Origin of the sequence: uncultured Xylophilus sp. (assembly GCA_913776965.1) — a bacterium.
Classification (GTDB): Bacteria; Pseudomonadota; Gammaproteobacteria; order Burkholderiales; family Burkholderiaceae_C; genus Xylophilus.
This window is the reverse complement of the sequence record CAJYQL010000102.1, coordinates 23,816-39,704: the sequence shown is the minus strand read 5'-3', so window position 1 is coordinate 39,704 and position 15,889 is coordinate 23,816. Positions and strand designations below refer to the sequence as shown.

The following is a 15,889-nucleotide window of genomic DNA, read 5'->3' as shown; positions in this document are numbered from 1 at the left end:
GCCTGCGGCCAGTCCAATGGCGCTATTTGATGGCCCTGGGACGCTGAAACTTATCCGTTATGGACTCATCTCGTCGGCTTGGCAGATCGGTCGTGCGGCCGCAGCGGGTTTTGCAGACCCTCCCTAGTGGGGTCGACGTGTCCATCGGCTCAGTAAGGCTCCGCAGGCCGGCATTGACCGCCTTGAGCCGGTCGAGGATGCGCAGCAGGTCCGGCAACCCTCGCGCGATCTTGTCGATCTTCCAGACCACCAGCACATCACCGCGACCGATGCCGGCGAGGACTTCATGCAGGACCGGCCGCAACCCGACGCCGCTGCACGACTCCGCGTGCACCACATCTACCCCGGCGCGCTCCAGCGCATCCAGTTGAAGCCGAGTGTCCTGATCGCTGGTGCTGACCCTCGCATAGCCCACTTGCATCCAATCCTCCCGGGACCGAAAAGCGCCATCGTTGCGGCCATACCAGCACCGCAGCCGACCGAGTTAGGGCCCTATCGGGCTTCTATTCCCGCACCAAAATCGAGCAGCAAACCGGTACGATAAATCGTGCCCGGTTCACTGCGACCACCGCGCGTTGACCTCTTGCAGGCTGGTGTACTGGACGCCCGGCTGCGGGGGTGGTCGGACGCTGGCGAGCATCGCCAGTTCTGCCGGGCGGTCCACCTTGACGGGCTCGCGCCATGCGGGCGGTGTGGGACCGACCCATCCGAGCTGGACGCGGCCGGGGCCGGTGTGCGAGGTGCAGAAGGAAGGCTCACGCTCGACAACCGTGCCGGCCGTGTCGAAGCAGGAGCAGACGCCCTTCGCAGCGGCGCAACCTGCGAACACAGGAGCGGGCGCAGCCGAAGCCACAGCAGGGGCCTCAGCCGGTGCCGGCGCGGCCGGTGCAGGTGATGCCACCGGGACAGCGGCCGGCGCGGCCTCCTGCCGCTTTTTCTCGGCGTCTGCGGCCTTGGCTGCGGCTAATGCCTTATCCGCTTCGGTCGGGGCCTTCGCGGTCGGATTCGTGCGCTCCTGGAACCGGTGGTAGACGGTCGGCCCGAGGTACGCCATTGCCACCAGTCCGGCCAGGACGAACCACACCAGAGTCGGCACCTTGCGCGGCTGCTTCGTGTGGGCCTCGGCCGAGCGGTACAGATCGAAGACACGTTTGTCGTACCGCCACGGCGACTTGGTGATCGCCTTGGAGAACTGGAGGGACCGACTAACGTGGTCCCATTCGTAGACCACAGCCAGCTTGAGGTTACCGACCCGGCGCACGTGCAGATGCCGACCGCCGAGCGCGTGGATATGCCGGTCGGTGTTCATGACGTTCTGAGTGACGAGGATGAAGTCCACACCCATATGCCGGTGCGTGCCGAGCGTCTGGACCTCTTCCGGGATCTTCGAGCCGTTCGCGCGCGGGGACCAGATCTTCTGGAACTCGTCGAAGACGATGACGCTGCCGGGCTTGGCCCACTTGTGCCAGTCGCGCAACCCCTGGTTGTCGCCGCCGTCGATCAGTTCGTGATCGAACAGAGCGCCGTTGATATTGGTGTAGATCGTGCGCGGCGCCGTCACGTCTTCGCCGTTGGCGTCTTTGTAGGTGATCGTCTGGCCGAGCAGCGGCCGGATGAGCTTATCGATGGTGTAGAGCGTCTTCCCCGCCCCGGGGACGCCGGTGATGATCGTGATCACTGCGGATTGACCCCGAGAATCTTGGTGCTCTGCGTGATCTGCCAGAGCATCACTTTCGTGGCCACGGAGCCGAGGATCATCCCGAAGACCTTGCCGCCGCCCGCGAATAGGAAGATGGCGAGCATGTCGCCCGACATGTTGTTGACGTTGGCAATCAGCACCTGCTTCACCTGATTCAGCACGGCTTCCATGCCGGTGATCGACACGACGGCGAAGCCCAGCGAAAGCAGGATTTTTGCAAGCATCGGCTGGACGAGCGCCAGCAGCCACGTACCGAGTTTCATAGCTCTGTCTTCGCGGGGATCAGGATGATGAATGCGACGAGCGCACCCATCGCGAGGAACAGCGGCCGGAAGTAGCGCGCCACATAGTCGCAGCTCTGCGCCCAGTCCACGACCTTCATGGACTGCCCGCCGACCATCGAGAAGCGATCCGCCGGGCAGGTGCCGCTGCCGAAGATGCTCTCTTCGGTGTAGGTCAGCTCCCGGGTCTTTTTCGGAATCTCGGCCTCGGGCACGTCGATTTCCTTGCAGGCGAGGATTTCCGGATGCAGCTTGCACAGGTCGCTGTCCTCGCCCTTGGGCTTGGTCGATTCGGTGACCGCGCCATCGCAGGCGGTAGATTCCTTGCCGGAGCCGGTGATGACCTTGATGCAGCGTTCTTCTTCCTTCTTCTCGCTGGCGCTGACGGTGTCTTTGTCGTAGGTGAGCTTCTCGCTGGTCTTGGTCTTGGTGGTGGTCTCTTCGCGGCGCTTGGCGTTCGGGTTGTCCGGCTGCGGGTCCGGTGTTTCTTTGACGCTTTTTTCCTCTTCGATCTTCGGGTTGGCGACCTCGCTGGGGCCGCTGACGGTCATGTCATCGCCGTCGATCTCGCCGCCGGATTCGAGGATCTCCCGGGCTATGCCGGGCAGGCTGTTGGACTCGGGAATCTTGGTCTGTGGCGTGCTCTGCACGGAATCGGCTGACACATCCGTATAGCGATCGGTGGGCTTCGGGGTACCGCTGCCCGAGGTCTCGAATCCATAAGGCGCGCGCTCATTGGCGACGTTGCCGCTGCCCTGATAGACCTGTTTCACGTTGCAGGTGCCGCCGGCCACATCGACAAAGGAGATCGTCATACCGGTGTAGCGGGTGACGTTCGCATTCCAGTAGGCCACGAACGCGGTACAGGCGGCGGGCTGCGAATCGCGCCAAGGCGAGTCGTAGTTGACGATGCGGTATTGCATGCTCGCCTCCTTGACGCACTCTTCCCACTCGGCACCAGCGGCCAGCTGCATGCTGCCGCCGCGCAGGCGGATGCAGGCCTCGTCCAACAGGGGCTTGAGGGCAAGGGAGGCAGCGAGGGCGAGGGCCATGCCGGCCGTGGGCTTGGCGATGGCTTTTGCGATGGCTGCGGGCGATAGCTTGGTCTTCGCGACCACATCGATAGCGGCATTGCCCAGGCGGGTCGGTGCGAGGGTCGCCAGTTCGAGACCACCGCCCGCGACCTTGGTAGCGCCGATGGTGCTGGACCAGCCGGCGCCGACTGGACGGGCGCCGCTGATGACTGCGGCGGTAGGGTTGGCGTAGCCGAAGGTGGCCGAGCGGCCGGAGATAGCGACGGTGAAGCCGTTGGACATGACCGAGCGGGTCATGGGTGCGGCCGATGCAGGGACCGCGAGGGCGATGCAGCCGAGCGCTGCGAGCGTGGCAACGATCAGCCGAAGGCGATCCAGAGCAGCAGCAACAAGCCGCCGCCGAACATCATTTCTACGGTAGAGGGCATGGGGGTCAGTCGTCATGGGGTGAGACCCGAAACAGGTCGAGCAGCCGCCGTGCGCAGAAGACCGCGACAGCAGCAACGAGGAAGAGCGTGAAGACCAGCCCGAGGTCCGATATCCGCTCCTCGTCAGGCGGTGCGGGCTCGACCATGACGCGGACAACCAGTCCGTCCGAGGTGGTGGCGGTGCCGGTGTTGTTCGCCAGGTCGGCCCTCCTGCCTGCCTGCGCTTACTTCCGGCCCAGCTTGGATGCCAGCTTGTTCAGGCCCCAGATCGCGACACCGGCGCCGATGACGAGGGCTAGCGCTGCCAGGGCGTCGGTCTTGTAGGTGCTGACTTCGGTTGCGACGGCTTCGGGCAGCGCGGCGCGGGCCGTGCCGACGAGGGTCAGGGCGCCGGTCGAGACTGCGGCCACTTGCGGGCCGAACTTGCGGGCGATCTTGCGGGTTGCTGCGAACATAGAAAACTCCAGTGAGGTTCGACGCGGAATTGCGTCGGTGAGGGCATGGCGCATCGCTGCGTTGGCACCCTCACCGCTGCAATCACACACAGCTGCGCAAGATGGTGATCCTGCGGAACAAGGCCCGCTGGCGATGCTCGGGCCAGCGGTAGAGGACGGGGCTGCGGGCGAGGCTATCCAGCGTGCGCAGCTCGGCGCGGATGCCCCAGCGACTGCGGGCGTATGCTGCAGCGCAGGCGACGACGAGCGACGACAGAAGCGGCATGACGAGAGCGCCGAGGAAGCCCGCGAGAAAGGCGAGAGGCAACATGTCAGGTCTCCAGCTGATAGCAGGGGAACACCACACCCTCACCGCCGCAGTGATCGTGCACGGCGTCTGCCGCAGCCTCAGGCGTGGTAAAGGGCGTAGCATTGACGATGAGAGGGGCGTAGTCCACACCGCCTTCACCATCGGCGCGGAGGAACGAGTGATCCTCGGTGCTCTGGACGTAGTAGCGATGAACGATGCGCATAGGTGTTTCGGGAACGAAATGCGTTATCGGTCGCTTGGGGTACTGGTGGCCTTAGGCCGGCACCACGGTCTTACGGGCCGTGGGCTTGAGCGAGTGCAAAACGGTCTTCGTGGTCTTGCCGTTCGTAGTCACTTCCATTTCCGCCTGCGCCTCGAAGGGGAACGGCAGTTCCGAATACTTCGGGAATTCGGCACTGGTGCCGAAGTTGTATTCCGCGACGGCCATGCCCTTCGCAGTGCCCTTTGAGGCATCGAGATCGACAAGGGCGTAGACCTTGGTGCTGTCGTAGGCGGTGCCGTTTTCCAGCGAGCCTTTCGAGGACTTCATGCCGACGACGTGCAGGGTGGTGGTGAACTTCATTTCAGTGGTGCTTTCAAAGCCGGCAGGTTTCAGACGACGACTGCGGCCGGGGCGCAGGCATTCAGGTTTTCGGGCTTGATGGCGGCGAATGCCTTTTCCAAGCCGTGTTTGATGGTGTGATGGTTAAAGCCACGCAGCGAACGAGGCATGCGGCGATGTGCCTGATCGAGCACGAGGTTATCCAACCAGTCGAAGTCCGGCATGGCCGACGAGACCACGACCAGCGTCGGAGAACGACACGTTTGATCCAGTTGACAGTCGCCTGCACGCCGCATTCAGCGGTTTTCGTGGCAGTCGGGATGCGCACCGGAACATCGCAGTTCACGACGGACATGCAGAACTCATGAGCACCGGCGTAGTAGCCACCGGGAGCGATAACGGCGTCCCACGGAATGACGCGATTGACGGAGCGAAGCTCGACCTCACAGCGCAGCCATTTGCTGTCCATAAGCTTGTATTGATGGCCCTTTTCATAGGCTCGGAAGACCTTTTCCGGACTCACGCCGGCCAACCTGGAACGTGCTCGAGTGACCATGCAGCAACGTGACGGGGCCGCACTGGACAGGCTGCGCAGGGGCTTCCGCATCGAGCGCAAAAGCCATCCAGCAGCCGTACTGCGTGTAGCTCGGGAAGCGGTTGCGATAGCTGAAAGCGTGGGCGGCATAGGCGCCCACAACTTCATCCATCGACACCTCGCCCTCATAGAAGTCACGGGCCAGATCGATGCGGGTCAGCTTCGGCATGACAGGGCCGAAGAAGGCGTGAACGCGCTGTTCCCAACCTTTCGCGGCATTGGTGCAGCCTTCACCCTTAAGGGTGAAGCAGACCGTTCCGCGCTGGCCTTCGCCACCAGCCGACACGCTGGCGACTTCGTAGCCTAGCTCGTTATCGATGGTGGTCGTGAACTCGTAGTAGTCGCGGCCGGGGCGATCCATGCCGAGCTTGAAGCCGAGCAACATGGCGAACTTCGATGCCATGAGCCGTGCTAGGTCCTGATCGCCCGTGTCGGCGGGGATGAAGTTGCCGGTGTGCAACTGATCGGCGCGCAACGTGAAGCGGAGGTAGTCCACCACGACGCCATGCTCCCGAGCCGCGTCGATCTGGCGTGCCTGCGTTAGCACCTTGACACGCGATCCTTCGAGGACCAACTTATCTTGGACTTCGGTCACGCGAACAACTCTAGCGAGGGGGCGGCGATCAAGCCGGGAATCAGGGACCGACTTACCGGCGCGCTTGTTTTGTTTACCCCCGTGTTACCCCCGTGTTATTCGGGGGGGTCAACGCGAGCGGCGCGCCGCCCGCACGTGCTGCGCCGGCTTGCCCGGCGGGCGTCACGCGTGAAAGACCACGCATGCGGGAGAGGGCCAGACGAGCACGCCCCGCGCCGTTACCGTGAACAGCGAAGTCAGCAACGATGACCGCATCGGCGCGGTGTGACTTCGCGACTTCCGGCGATCCATTGACGACGCATGCAGGGACGGGGGCGCGCAACTGCCGGTGAGCGGCTAAGCGCAGTTCGCGACGTTCGGCGGGCGTCATGCCTGCACCTCAAAACAGCCGGCTTTACAGGCCCGCGGGGTGCCTCGCGCTTCGGTGGAGCAGGCGCCCCGCGTCGGGCAGGCGGGACGTGCGGGCTTGCTGCCGCAGGCGGGATCGGCGGGCAGCTTGGGGACGGCACTGCGCTTCGCTTGTTGCCGCGTACCTGCGGGCTCTGGCTGCACGCCAAAGAACATCCGGACCATGCCGGCACCGGACTGGCCGCGCAGGTCATCGGCGAAGGGGAATTCGCAGGTTGACGTGTGAGGACCACCAACGCCACCAGCACGACACCGACAGGTCAACACCCTGCCGTCATATCTCGTGTACCGCATGTCAGTGCGCCTTGCGATGCGTCAAACCGACTTGCTTCCAATTCCGATTGGTCAGAGCGAACCGGACGAAGCTGCGCATCACTTCGGCTTCGCTCTGATCGAGAGCGGCAGCGATTTCCTTGACGGAGGCGATGACGGAGGCGTCATCGGTGTAGTCGATCCGGGCTTTATCGGCCCGATAGGCGCGCTTGCGTGCAGCGCCGTCAGCATGGACAGGGGACGACCCTTACGCTTTTCGTTCCCGGTATCGACTGCCAACAGATCGAGTTGCATAATGAATCCCTTGAGTATCAACGCACTTGAGCGTTTAAATCTAGGAAGTCTGTATTTTTAAATAATTACATGATTTTCACCAAGGAGCAATTGCTATGTACGAACTCGATTCAATAGTTAACCTCTATAAGGCAAGGACGGGCGTCAAGCGCGACAAGGAAGTAGCCGCACGGCTGCACCTATCGCCCGCCGCGTTCTCGAACTACATGCAGGGCCTCAATCTGATGCCTCAATTCGCTATCGCGCAGATCTCAGAGGGTGCCGGGGTGGACCCAATGGCGACGATGGCTGCAGCAAACGTGACTTACAAGAAGACGCCGGAAGAAGAACGCTCTTGGTGGATGGCCAAGCTGGAAAACCTGCGAATCTAGAATCGCGGGTTCAGCCTGTAAGGAATCCCGTGAAATTCATCATCGACAACTGGTCGCTCTTCTTCATCGCCATCGCATCCGGCGGCATGCTGCTCTGGCCGCTGGTACGGGGTGCTGCCGGGGGCTCCCTGACGCCCGCGGGCGCGGTGCAGCTGATCAACCGCGAAAAAGCGGTGCTGGTCGATGTGAGCGAGACCGAGGAGTTCGCGGCGTCGCACGCCGGCGGCGCACGCAACGTCCCGCTCGGCGAACTGGAGACGCGCCTGCCGGCCGTCGTGAAGAACAAGTCGGTCCCGGTGATCCTGGTGTGCCCCACCGGCGGGCGGGCCGGACGTGCGCTGCCGATTGCTAAAAAACTCGGCTACGAGAAGGCCCAAGTCCTGGCGGGCGGACTCAAGGCATGGAAAGAGGCTAATCTGCCGATCGAACGGGCCTGACACGCTGCGGCGGCCGGGCTCCATCCGATTCCCTTCTTTCGAGCCTTTCTTGCATGCAAGTCGTCACGATGTACACCACCGCGGTCTGCCCCTACTGCATCCGCGCCAAGCAGATCCTGAAATCCAAAGGCGTCGAGTCGATCCAGGAGATCCGGATCGATACCGACCCGGCCGCCCGCTCCGCCATGATGGAGCGTACGGGCCGACGCACCGTGCCGCAGATATTCGTCGGCGACACCCATGTCGGCGGCTGCGATGACCTGATGGCGCTGGACGGCCGCGGCGGACTGGTGCCGCTGCTCGAAGGCGCGGCGTGACCCCCGGCGGTTTCGCCTGAGATAATTCCTTCCGGTGCCTGCCCGCGACACTGTTCCGGGCAGGCTTTGTTTTGTTGAACGAACCCGATATTCCGCACCATGTCCGATGTCCAAGACCCCGTGTTCCAGATCCAGCGTGTCTATCTGAAGGACCTTTCGCTGGAGCAGCCGAATTCCCCGGCGATCCTGCTGGAACAGGACCAGCCGAGCGTCGACATCCAGCTCGGCGTGGACGCCACGCCGGTGGCCGACGGCATCTTCGAAGTGTCGGTGACCGCCACGGTGCAGACCAAGATTCAGGACAAGACGGTGTTCCTGGTCGAGGCGAAGCAGGCCGGCATCTTCGAGATCCGGAACCTGCCGGAAGAACAGGTCGGCCAGCTGCTCGGCATCGCCTGCCCGCAGATCGTGTACCCGTACCTGCGCGGCAACGTCGCCGACGTGATCCAGCGTGGCGGTTTCCCGCCGGTGCACCTGGCGGAGATCAACTTCCAGGCGATGTACGAACAGCAGCAGGCGCAAGCCGCTGGCGCGCCCGGCGCCGCCCTGCCGCAGTAATTTGCAGGACTTTCGGGCTGCTGCGCAGGCGCAGCATGCGTCGGGTGCTATGAAAATTGTAGTGTTGGGCGGTGGTGCATGGGGCACCGCAGTCGCTTTGGCGGCGGCGCGTCTCGGGATCCATGCGGTGACGCTCTGGGTGCGCGATGCCGCGCAGGCGGACGAGCTTCGCCGTGCGAGGGAGAACCGTCGCTATCTGCCTGGCTTTGCGTTGCCGTCGGCGCTCGCCATCGCCGACGGGGCCGCTCGGATTGCAGCGGATGCCGCCCATCTCGTGATCGTCGCCACGCCGGTCGCGGGGCTGCACGACATGCTGCAGCGACTCGACGGTTGTCGTGCACCAGTGGCCTGGCTGTGCAAAGGCTTCGCACCGGCCGGGGAGGGCGAAGCTGTCGGGCGCATGCCGCACGAAGTGTGTGCCACGGTTGCGCCGGGCTTGCGGGCCGGTGTGCTCAGCGGACCCAGCTTCGCGCAGGAGGTCGCACACGGCCAGCCGACCGCGCTGGTGGCGGCAAGCCCGGATGCCGAGCTGCGATCCCTGCTGGTCGCAGCATTGCACGGTTCAGGGTTGCGGGTCTATGCGAACGACGACATCGTCGGCGTGGAGGTCGGCGGGGCGGTGAAGAACGTCCTGGCGATCGCGACCGGGCTGTGCGACGGTTTGCAGCTCGGCTTGAATGCGCGGGCGGCCCTCATCACGCGGGGCCTAGCGGAGATGACCCGGCTCGGGCTGGCGCTCGGTGCGCGTGCCGACACTTTTATGGGATTGTCCGGGCTCGGCGATCTGGTGCTGACCGCGACCGGGGATCTAAGCCGCAACCGCAAGGTCGGTCTGCTGCTGGCCGAAGGGCGCAGTCTGGCCGATGCGGTCGCGTCGCTCGGCCATGTGGCGGAGGGTGTGTCCTGTGCACGTACTGTGGTGCAACGTGCGCGGGTAGTGGGCGTGGAGATGCCGATCGCCGAAGGCGTCGTTGCCCTGCTCGACGGACGCCTGCGTCCGGCCGATGCGGTGGCGGCGCTGATGGAGCGCGAGCCGACGGCGGAGACCCTCGTGACCGTGTGAAGAAGTGCGGAGGCGGCGCGTCTGTGCAAGGGCGTTGCTGGCGCCCAAAGAAAAAGGCCCGCGAGGGCCTTTTTCCATGAAGTGCAGCAGAGATGCTGGCTTACTTCTTCTTGCCCTTGCCCTTGGCGGGTTCGGCAGCGGCGGCAGCAGCAGCGGCTGCCAGTTCGGCTTCGTCCGGCTCGGCGACCGGGGTCGTAGCAGACACCAGCACCGGGTTCGGCTTGCCGTGGCTCACGAAACGCACGCCGCGCGGCAGCTTGATGTCCTTGACCGTGACGGTGCCGTTCTTCTTCAGGCCCGACAGATCGACTTCGATGAATTCCGGCAGATCGGACGGCAGGCAGTTCACTTCCAGTTCGGTCATGACGTGCGCGATCAGGTTCTGGTCGAGCTTGACAGCATCGGACTCTTCCTCGCCCTTGTAATGCAGCGGCACCTTCAGGTTCATCCGGGTGCGGGCATCGACGCGCTGGAAGTCGATGTGCTGGACTTGCTGCTTGTAGGGGTGGTACTGCACGTCGCGCAGCAGGACCTTGCTGGTCTGGCCGCCGAGTTCCATGTCGAGGACGGACGAGTGGAACGCTTCCTTCTTCAGGGCGTGCCACAGGGCGTTGTGGTCGAGCTCGATGGCGACCGGCTCGGCGCTGCCGCCGTAGACGATGCCGGGGGTACGGCCGGAATTGCGGAGACGGCGGCTCGCACCCGTGCCCTGCTTGGCGCGCTCGAAAGCGACGAAATTCATATCAGACTCCTGGAGAAGACCACCGCGACCAGCGGTCTCCGATTGGCAAAAAGGCGCCGGCCGCGGATTCGGCCGGCGCCTGGAGCGTGTACCCGGAAGGTCGCCTTAGAAAAGGTTTTCCTGGTCCGAGAACAGGCTCATCACCGACTCACCCTTGGCGATGCGCTGGATCGTCTCGGCGATCAGCGGCGCCACGGAAAGCTGGCGAATCTTGGTGCATCCCCGAGCGTTTTCCGCCAGCGGGATGGTGTTGGTCACGACGACTTCGTCGAGTGCCGTGCCGTTGATGATGCGTTCATAGGCCGGGCCGGAGAAGACCGGATGCGTGCAATAGGCGTACACCTTCTTCGCTCCGCGTTCCTTCAGCACCTCGGCCGCCTTCACCAGCGTGCCGGCGGTGTCGATCATGTCGTCCATGATCACGCAGTTGCGGCCTTCGATCTCGCCGATCACGTGCATGACTTCGGAGACGTTCGCTTTCGGGCGCCGCTTGTCGATGATCGCGAGGTCGGTGCCGAGCTGCTTGGCGAGCGCCCGTGCCCGCACCACGCCGCCGACGTCCGGGGAGACGACGATCAGGTCTTCGTAGTTCTTCTGGCGCAGGTCGCCGAGCAGGACCGGCGAGGCGTAGATGTTGTCGACCGGGATGTCAAAGAAGCCCTGGATCTGGTCGGCGTGCAGGTCCATCGTCAGGACCCGCGAGACGCCCACCGTCTGCAGCAGGTTGGCCACCACCTTGGCCGAGATCGGCACGCGCGAGGAGCGCGGGCGGCGGTCCTGGCGGGCGTAGCCGAAATAGGGGATCACCGCGCTGATGCGCTCGGCCGAAGAACGCTTGAGCGCGTCCACCATCACCAGCAGCTCCATCAGGTTGTCGTTGGTCGGCGCGCAGGTCGACTGGACGACGAAGACGTCGCGGGCGCGGACGTTCTGGTTGATCTCGACCGTGATCTCGCCGTCGGAGAAGCGGCCCACATGGGCGCTGCCGAGCGTGATGCCGAGGTGGGAGGCGATTTCCGCAGCCATGCCAGGATTGGCATTGCCGGTGAACACGAGGAAATCGGGGTGGGGTGGGTTGACCTGCATGGAGCGATCCCGGCGACCGTGGAACTTTGTCTTACGCCAGGCGGCGCATGAAAATTTGGCAGGGGAAGAAGGATTCGAACCTTCGCATGCCGGAATCAAAATCCGGTGCCTTAACCAACTTGGCGACTCCCCTACACCGGTTTGCAGCGACAGCGCTGCAAACCTTCAACTCTCTTCTGGTGCCCACCCGGCCAAAGGGCTGAGCATCAGATTATCGCACTGCCGAACCTGCCAGGCGGCGGGCGCCTGGGGCAGTTCGATGTCCTGCGACACCGGTGCAAACACACTACTGCCTGAGCCTGTCATCCTGCCGCTGAGGCCTTGGTCGGCAAGCCACTGGAGGGCCTGTGTGACGTCGGGGCAGAGCGCTTCGGCAACAGGCTGCAGGTCGTTTCGGCCAAATCCGAAGTGGTCTGCAGCGAAGCCTACGATTCTAGCAGCAGGATTGTCGCGTTTCAAACGGTCCGACGAAAAAATTGCGCGGGTGTCGATGCCGGCCGCCGGGCGCACGACGGCGAACCGCTGGGGCGGAAGCGCCGCCGCGCCTTCCAGCGGCGTGATCGACTCGCCGATGCCCTCGACCCACGCGTTGCGTCCGCGCAGGAAGAAGGGGACATCGGCACCCAGGGCGAGGCCGATGGATGCGAGCGTCGACAGGGGTAGGTGCAGTTTCCAGAGGCGGTTGAGCGCCAGCAGGCAGCTGGCCGCGTCCGACGAGCCGCCGCCCATGCCGGCCTGGGCGGGGATGCGCTTGGCAATACCGATGTGGGCGCCCCATGCGCAGCCGGTGTGGGTCTGCAGTGCACGCGCCGCGCGCAACACCAGGTCGTCGGCGGGCAGCGGCTCGGTCAGGTCCTCGCGCGTCAGGGCGCCGTCGGTGCGCCGTTCGAAATGCAGGGTATCGCACCAGTCGATTAGCATGAAGACCGACTGCAGCAGGTGGTAGCCGTCCGGACGCCGGCCGGTGATGTGCAGGAACAGGTTGAGCTTGGCGGGCGCCGGGACGTCGTACAGGCGTTGCATCGGCGCGACGTTCAGCGGTCGAGGATCACCCGCAGCACGGCGGCCGGCAGGGGTGCGGTGCGGCGGGCGACGATGCGACCCTGCGCTTGCTGGCGCAGATCGGGTTCCCAGCCCGGCACCGGGCTGGGTGTGCCGGCGAGCCAGTCGAACAGCGCGGCGACCGGGATCGGCGTGCCTGTGGCCTCGGCTGCGAGTGCCTCCAGCGAACCGAAGCGCCGCTGGTCCTGGCCGGTGCGCAGCGTGGCGGTGCCGGGCGACCACTGGAGCAGCGCAATCGTGCCGCCGAGCGGATTGAGCAGGATCAGCTCGCCGGCGTCGGGCCGACCTTTCAGTTCGAAGGATGCGGAAAACGACTGCGCCTCCGCGCCGTCGACCTGCAGTGCCAGCCGGCCCGACCAGGCGTCGCCAGGGCGTACAGAAGCTTCCTGCGATGGTTTCAGGCCGTTGGCGCCCGTCCCGCCTGCGCATCCAGCTATCAAAAAAGTAGCAATCGATGCGCCTGCGCCCATCCAGTGCCTGCGGGACCGGACTGTCACAGCCGGACCTTCAGCCGCTGCAAGGTCTGCTGCAGGGTGTCGTTGGTGCGGTTGAGCAACAGACCTTCCTTCCAGATCGCCCGTGCGCGGTCGCGCTGGCCGTCGGCCCACAGCACCTCGCCCAGGTGGGCGGCGATTTCCGCATCGGGCCGTTGCTTGAAGGCGGCCTCCAGCACCCGGATCGCCTCGGCGCGGTTGCCCAGGCGGAATTCGACCCAGCCGAGGCTGTCGTTAATGAAGGGATCGTTCGGCGCGAATTCCAGTGCTTTCTTGATCAGGTCGCGCGCTTCCGGCAGGCGCTGGTTGCGTTCGGCCAGCGAGTAGCCGAGCGCGTTGTAGGCATGGTGGTAGTCCGGCTGGCGGGCCACCAGTTCGCGCAGCATGCGCTCCATGTCGTCGAAGCGGCCGAGCTTCTCGGCGCTCATCGCCAGGTCGTACAGGAGGTCGTTGTCGGTCGGCGCCTGCTTCTGCGCCTGTTGCAGCAGATCGTAGGCTTCGGCCTGGCGACCGTGGTCGCGCAGCAGCTGGACTTCGGCCATCAGCTTCATGCGGGCGTCCGCCGGGGTGCGCTGCGGCAGCTGGCGGATCAGCTGCTGTCCTTCGGCGAGGCGGCCCTGCCGTGCGAGCAGGGATGCCCGCCGCGCCTGGGCGCTGACCAGCGCCTGCGTGCCCTGCACCCGGTCCAGCCAGCCGTTGGCGGCCGCGGTGTCGCCGCGCTTCTCAGCGATCTGCGCCATCACGAGGTAGGCCTGGTCGAGCCCGCGGGCTTCCGCTTCGGCCGGGCGGTTCGGCGCGACGGTGCCCTGCGCGAGGTCGAGGTAGGTCTTGATCGACTGTTCGGCGGCGGCGTACTGCTCGTCCTGTGCCTCCTGGGCGCCGCGGAGCAGCCAACCTTCGGCGAAGCGGGGCTGCTCGACGGTCAGGGTCTGCAACTCGCGGGTCGCCTCGGCATTGCGCTGGGCATCCATCAGCGCACGGGCGTATCCCAGGCGCAGCTCGGGAAGCGGCTTGCCGCTGGCCAGATAGCGCTGCACGATCGGCTCGGCGAGCGGCTGCTTCGGGTCCATCAGTTCGAGCGCCAGGATGGCCGGGCCTTCCGCCGTCGGATCGATGGCCTGCGCGCGGCGGGCAGCGTCGAGCGTGCCGGCGGTGTCGCCCGCGGCTAAACGCATGCGGCCGGCAGTGACCCAGGCCGCGACGGCGGTGTCGGTCGGTGCGCCGTCGCGCAGGTCGGGTGCGAGCGCCGCCTCGACCACGGCTTGCGCGGCCTTCTTGTCGGTGACGCGGCCATACAGAGGTGGCAGCGCCATGTACAGCGCCGCGCGGGTGGCGGCCGGGCTCAGCGCGATCTCGCGGGCGAGCGGATCGGCCGTGGCCTCGACCCGGTTGAGTGCCAGCAGGATCTGCAGCACGTAGCGATTGGCTTCGCGCGAGGTCGGTTTCGCCTGCTTCCAAGCCGTGGCAGCCGCAAGTGCCGCATCGCCGGCGCGGGCCTGCAGCGCGATCTCCGCCGCACGCCGGTAGAGCCGTTCGTCGCCGGTCTTGCGTGCCGCATCGAGCATCAGCGAGTAGGCCGAGCCCGGATCGCCGCTGCCGGCCGTCATCTCGCCGAGCAGCACTTCGTACAGCAGTTCCGCGTTGCGACGTTCCTGGACCGACGGATCGTCGGCCCGCGGCTCCACCTTTTCTGCAACGGCAGGCGACGGCTGGGTGTTGAGGCCGGTCGGGTCGGCCGGCGACGCCTGCGCGGACTTCCGCACGGCCGGCGCTTTGACCGATGTTCCGGATGCCGGCACGGTCTGCGAATGGGCCGGCAGGGTGGCGGCAAGGCCGGCCAGCAGGGCCGCGGCGGCAAGGGAGTGGGGCTGCATCGACCCATAATAATTCAAGGCCTGGGCGGCACAGCCGTCCTGCTGCACCCTGTTTCCACCCTACCGCGCCGCGTTTTTCCGCCGGCCTTCTGCATGCCCGAACTCCCCGAAGTCGAAGTCACCCGGCTCAGCTTTGCCGACCGTATCGCTGGCGCCCGCATCCTGACGGTCCGTATGGGCAAGCCGCTGCGCTGGGCGCTCGGGTGCGACCCCTTGGAGCTTACCGGTCGGCTGGTGGTGCAAGTGCGCCGGCGCGGCAAATATCTGCTGATGGAGCTGGATGCCGGCCTGCTGCTGCTGCACCTGGGCATGTCCGGCAGCCTCGCATTCGCCGAATCGCTGCCGCCCGCCGGCGTGCACGACCATTTCGAGATGGAAACGGACCGCGGCATCCTGCGGCTGCACGATCCGCGTCGCTTCGGCGCGGTCGTGTTCGTGGAGGACGAGAGCTCCGCCGTCGCCCAGAAGCTGCTGGGCAAGCTCGGCATGGAGCCGCTGGGCGACGCCTTCGATCTCGACGCCTTCCTGGCCGGCCTCAAGCGCCGCGATTCGCCGATCAAGCAGGTGCTGCTGTCGGGCGACGTCGTGGTCGGCGTCGGCAACATCTACGCATCGGAAGTGCTCTTCGCCTCGGGCATCCGGCCGACCATGCCGGCATCGCGTATCACCCGGCCGCGGGCGGAGCGGCTGTGGTGCGCGATCCGCGAGGTGCTGGCCCGCGCCGTCGCCACCGGCGGCAGTACGCTGCGCGACTTCACCAGCGCCGAAGGGCAGACCGGCTATTTCCAGCTGGAGGCCATGGTCTACGGACGGGAGGGGCAGCCCTGCCGGATCTGCGGCACGCCGATCCGGCAATTGCGCCAGGGCCAGCGTTCGACGTTTTTCTGCACCGTCTGCCAGAAGTCCTGACGCCCGGCGACGCCGGCTGACCGACAGCGGCGGGGAAGGCGGGTAGGATGTTTCGACCCTACC

Annotated in this window: 22 protein-coding genes, 1 tRNA gene and 1 pseudogene; 6 read left to right on the top strand and 18 right to left on the bottom strand. The window is 65.5% G+C overall.

Annotated features, from left to right (window positions below; genetic code table 11):
* Positions 1-22: 22 nt before the first annotated feature.
* From QZ500_RS14680 to QZ500_RS14625, 12 genes and pseudogenes are all read right to left on the bottom strand, one after another.
* Positions 23-421 (bottom strand): recombinase family protein, encoded by a 399-nt coding sequence (locus QZ500_RS14680; protein ID WP_295856145.1) that lies wholly within the window; start codon positions 419-421, stop codon positions 23-25.
* Positions 422-556: 135 nt separating this feature from the next.
* Positions 557-1,678, bottom strand: coding sequence for a zonular occludens toxin domain-containing protein (locus QZ500_RS14675; RefSeq protein ID WP_295856144.1), 1,122 nt, complete (start codon positions 1,676-1,678; stop codon positions 557-559).
* Entirely contained in the window at positions 1,675-1,962 is a 288-nt protein-coding gene (locus QZ500_RS14670; RefSeq protein WP_295856143.1) for a DUF2523 domain-containing protein, read from the bottom strand. Before QZ500_RS14670 ends, QZ500_RS14675 begins: the two co-directional genes overlap by 4 nt.
* Complete coding sequence (locus tag QZ500_RS14665) at positions 1,959-3,458, bottom strand: hypothetical protein (RefSeq protein WP_295856142.1); 1,500 nt, start codon at positions 3,456-3,458, stop codon at positions 1,959-1,961. Before QZ500_RS14665 ends, QZ500_RS14670 begins: the two co-directional genes overlap by 4 nt.
* Positions 3,448-3,588, bottom strand: a complete 141-nt coding sequence (locus tag QZ500_RS14660) for a hypothetical protein (protein ID WP_295856141.1) — start codon at positions 3,586-3,588, stop codon at positions 3,448-3,450. The genes QZ500_RS14665 and QZ500_RS14660 overlap by 11 nt, the downstream gene beginning before the upstream one ends.
* 78 nt (positions 3,589-3,666) lie before the next feature.
* Positions 3,667-3,897 carry a hypothetical protein gene (locus tag QZ500_RS14655; protein ID WP_295856140.1) on the bottom strand — a complete coding sequence of 77 codons (231 nt, stop codon included), beginning with the start codon at positions 3,895-3,897 and terminating at the stop codon, positions 3,667-3,669.
* An 82-nt stretch (positions 3,898-3,979) separates the two neighbouring features.
* Positions 3,980-4,207, bottom strand: coding sequence for a hypothetical protein (locus tag QZ500_RS14650; RefSeq protein ID WP_295856139.1), 228 nt, complete (start codon positions 4,205-4,207; stop codon positions 3,980-3,982).
* 1 nt (position 4,208) lies between these two features.
* A complete protein-coding gene (locus QZ500_RS14645) occupies positions 4,209-4,409 on the bottom strand; it encodes a hypothetical protein (RefSeq protein WP_295856138.1) in 201 nt (66 codons plus the stop codon).
* A gap of 51 nt (positions 4,410-4,460) precedes the next feature.
* Positions 4,461-4,769, bottom strand: coding sequence for a hypothetical protein (locus tag QZ500_RS14640; RefSeq protein WP_295856137.1), 309 nt, complete (start codon positions 4,767-4,769; stop codon positions 4,461-4,463).
* 29 nt (positions 4,770-4,798) lie between these two features.
* Positions 4,799-4,972 carry a hypothetical protein gene (locus QZ500_RS14635; protein ID WP_295856146.1) on the bottom strand — a complete coding sequence of 58 codons (174 nt, stop codon included), beginning with the start codon at positions 4,970-4,972 and terminating at the stop codon, positions 4,799-4,801.
* Between the two features lie 104 nt (positions 4,973-5,076).
* A pseudogene (locus tag QZ500_RS14630) lies at positions 5,077-5,217 on the bottom strand (replication initiation protein); the annotation flags it as partial.
* A gap of 22 nt (positions 5,218-5,239) precedes the next feature.
* Positions 5,240-5,938 carry a replication initiation factor domain-containing protein gene (locus QZ500_RS14625; RefSeq protein ID WP_295856136.1) on the bottom strand — a complete coding sequence of 233 codons (699 nt, stop codon included), beginning with the start codon at positions 5,936-5,938 and terminating at the stop codon, positions 5,240-5,242.
* 1,070 nt (positions 5,939-7,008) lie between these two features.
* On the opposite strand from QZ500_RS14625, the gene QZ500_RS14620 reads away from it, so the two are divergent.
* The 5 genes from QZ500_RS14620 to QZ500_RS14600 all read left to right on the top strand — a co-directional run bounded on the left by QZ500_RS14620 (position 7,009) and on the right by QZ500_RS14600 (position 9,659).
* Positions 7,009-7,284: a hypothetical protein gene (locus tag QZ500_RS14620; RefSeq protein ID WP_295856135.1), complete on the top strand. Its 276-nt coding sequence runs from the start codon at positions 7,009-7,011 to the stop codon at positions 7,282-7,284.
* Positions 7,285-7,313: 29 nt separating this feature from the next.
* Positions 7,314-7,721, top strand: a complete 408-nt coding sequence (locus tag QZ500_RS14615; RefSeq protein ID WP_295856134.1) for a rhodanese-like domain-containing protein — start codon at positions 7,314-7,316, stop codon at positions 7,719-7,721.
* A gap of 53 nt (positions 7,722-7,774) precedes the next feature.
* Positions 7,775-8,038 (top strand): glutaredoxin 3, encoded by a 264-nt coding sequence (grxC, locus tag QZ500_RS14610; RefSeq protein ID WP_295856133.1) that lies wholly within the window; start codon positions 7,775-7,777, stop codon positions 8,036-8,038.
* Positions 8,039-8,137: 99 nt separating this feature from the next.
* Entirely contained in the window at positions 8,138-8,596 is a 459-nt protein-coding gene (secB, locus tag QZ500_RS14605; RefSeq protein ID WP_295856132.1) for a protein-export chaperone SecB, read from the top strand.
* Between the two features lie 49 nt (positions 8,597-8,645).
* Complete coding sequence (locus QZ500_RS14600; protein ID WP_295856131.1) at positions 8,646-9,659, top strand: NAD(P)H-dependent glycerol-3-phosphate dehydrogenase; 1,014 nt, start codon at positions 8,646-8,648, stop codon at positions 9,657-9,659.
* A gap of 100 nt (positions 9,660-9,759) precedes the next feature.
* Here QZ500_RS14600 and QZ500_RS14595 read toward each other — a convergent pair whose 3' ends face one another.
* The 6 genes from QZ500_RS14595 to QZ500_RS14570 all read right to left on the bottom strand — a co-directional run bounded on the left by QZ500_RS14595 (position 9,760) and on the right by QZ500_RS14570 (position 14,917).
* A complete protein-coding gene (locus QZ500_RS14595; protein WP_295856130.1) occupies positions 9,760-10,401 on the bottom strand; it encodes a 50S ribosomal protein L25/general stress protein Ctc in 642 nt (213 codons plus the stop codon).
* A 105-nt stretch (positions 10,402-10,506) separates the two neighbouring features.
* Entirely contained in the window at positions 10,507-11,487 is a 981-nt protein-coding gene (locus tag QZ500_RS14590) for a ribose-phosphate pyrophosphokinase (RefSeq protein WP_295856129.1), read from the bottom strand.
* A 56-nt stretch (positions 11,488-11,543) separates the two neighbouring features.
* Positions 11,544-11,620: transfer RNA gene (locus QZ500_RS14585), tRNA-Gln, on the bottom strand.
* Positions 11,621-11,652: 32 nt separating this feature from the next.
* Positions 11,653-12,510, bottom strand: coding sequence for a 4-(cytidine 5'-diphospho)-2-C-methyl-D-erythritol kinase (ispE, locus tag QZ500_RS14580; RefSeq protein ID WP_295856128.1), 858 nt, complete (start codon positions 12,508-12,510; stop codon positions 11,653-11,655).
* Positions 12,511-12,521: 11 nt separating this feature from the next.
* Positions 12,522-13,019: an outer membrane lipoprotein LolB gene (locus QZ500_RS14575; protein ID WP_295856127.1), complete on the bottom strand. Its 498-nt coding sequence runs from the start codon at positions 13,017-13,019 to the stop codon at positions 12,522-12,524.
* A gap of 23 nt (positions 13,020-13,042) precedes the next feature.
* Positions 13,043-14,917, bottom strand: a complete 1,875-nt coding sequence (locus tag QZ500_RS14570; RefSeq protein WP_295856126.1) for a tetratricopeptide repeat protein — start codon at positions 14,915-14,917, stop codon at positions 13,043-13,045.
* A 93-nt stretch (positions 14,918-15,010) separates the two neighbouring features.
* On the opposite strand from QZ500_RS14570, the gene mutM reads away from it, so the two are divergent.
* Complete coding sequence (mutM, locus tag QZ500_RS14565) at positions 15,011-15,826, top strand: bifunctional DNA-formamidopyrimidine glycosylase/DNA-(apurinic or apyrimidinic site) lyase (RefSeq protein WP_295856125.1); 816 nt, start codon at positions 15,011-15,013, stop codon at positions 15,824-15,826.
* Positions 15,827-15,889: the final 63 nt, after the last annotated feature.

What these genes read in the sequence shown, in the direction of transcription:
- QZ500_RS14680 (WP_295856145.1), bottom strand. Translation starts at nt 421, where the DNA reads ATGCAAGTGGGCTATGCGAGGGTCAGCACCAGCGATCAGGACACTCGG.
- QZ500_RS14670 (WP_295856143.1), bottom strand. Translation starts at nt 1,962, where the DNA reads ATGAAACTCGGTACGTGGCTGCTGGCGCTCGTCCAGCCGATGCTTGCA.
- QZ500_RS14665 (WP_295856142.1), bottom strand. Translation starts at nt 3,458, where the DNA reads ATGACGACTGACCCCCATGCCCTCTACCGTAGAAATGATGTTCGGCGG.
- QZ500_RS14660 (WP_295856141.1), bottom strand. Translation starts at nt 3,588, where the DNA reads ATGGTCGAGCCCGCACCGCCTGACGAGGAGCGGATATCGGACCTCGGG.
- QZ500_RS14655 (WP_295856140.1), bottom strand. Translation starts at nt 3,897, where the DNA reads ATGTTCGCAGCAACCCGCAAGATCGCCCGCAAGTTCGGCCCGCAAGTG.
- QZ500_RS14650 (WP_295856139.1), bottom strand. Translation starts at nt 4,207, where the DNA reads ATGTTGCCTCTCGCCTTTCTCGCGGGCTTCCTCGGCGCTCTCGTCATG.
- QZ500_RS14645 (WP_295856138.1), bottom strand. Translation starts at nt 4,409, where the DNA reads ATGCGCATCGTTCATCGCTACTACGTCCAGAGCACCGAGGATCACTCG.
- QZ500_RS14640 (WP_295856137.1), bottom strand. Translation starts at nt 4,769, where the DNA reads ATGAAGTTCACCACCACCCTGCACGTCGTCGGCATGAAGTCCTCGAAA.
- QZ500_RS14635 (WP_295856146.1), bottom strand. Translation starts at nt 4,972, where the DNA reads ATGCCGGACTTCGACTGGTTGGATAACCTCGTGCTCGATCAGGCACAT.
- QZ500_RS14620 (WP_295856135.1), top strand. Translation starts at nt 7,009, where the DNA reads ATGTACGAACTCGATTCAATAGTTAACCTCTATAAGGCAAGGACGGGC.
- grxC (WP_295856133.1), top strand. Translation starts at nt 7,775, where the DNA reads ATGCAAGTCGTCACGATGTACACCACCGCGGTCTGCCCCTACTGCATC.
- secB (WP_295856132.1), top strand. Translation starts at nt 8,138, where the DNA reads ATGTCCGATGTCCAAGACCCCGTGTTCCAGATCCAGCGTGTCTATCTG.
- QZ500_RS14600 (WP_295856131.1), top strand. Translation starts at nt 8,646, where the DNA reads ATGAAAATTGTAGTGTTGGGCGGTGGTGCATGGGGCACCGCAGTCGCT.
- QZ500_RS14595 (WP_295856130.1), bottom strand. Translation starts at nt 10,401, where the DNA reads ATGAATTTCGTCGCTTTCGAGCGCGCCAAGCAGGGCACGGGTGCGAGC.
- QZ500_RS14590 (WP_295856129.1), bottom strand. Translation starts at nt 11,487, where the DNA reads ATGCAGGTCAACCCACCCCACCCCGATTTCCTCGTGTTCACCGGCAAT.
- ispE (WP_295856128.1), bottom strand. Translation starts at nt 12,510, where the DNA reads ATGCAACGCCTGTACGACGTCCCGGCGCCCGCCAAGCTCAACCTGTTC.
- QZ500_RS14575 (WP_295856127.1), bottom strand. Translation starts at nt 13,019, where the DNA reads ATGGGCGCAGGCGCATCGATTGCTACTTTTTTGATAGCTGGATGCGCA.
- QZ500_RS14570 (WP_295856126.1), bottom strand. Translation starts at nt 14,917, where the DNA reads ATGCAGCCCCACTCCCTTGCCGCCGCGGCCCTGCTGGCCGGCCTTGCC.
- mutM (WP_295856125.1), top strand. Translation starts at nt 15,011, where the DNA reads ATGCCCGAACTCCCCGAAGTCGAAGTCACCCGGCTCAGCTTTGCCGAC.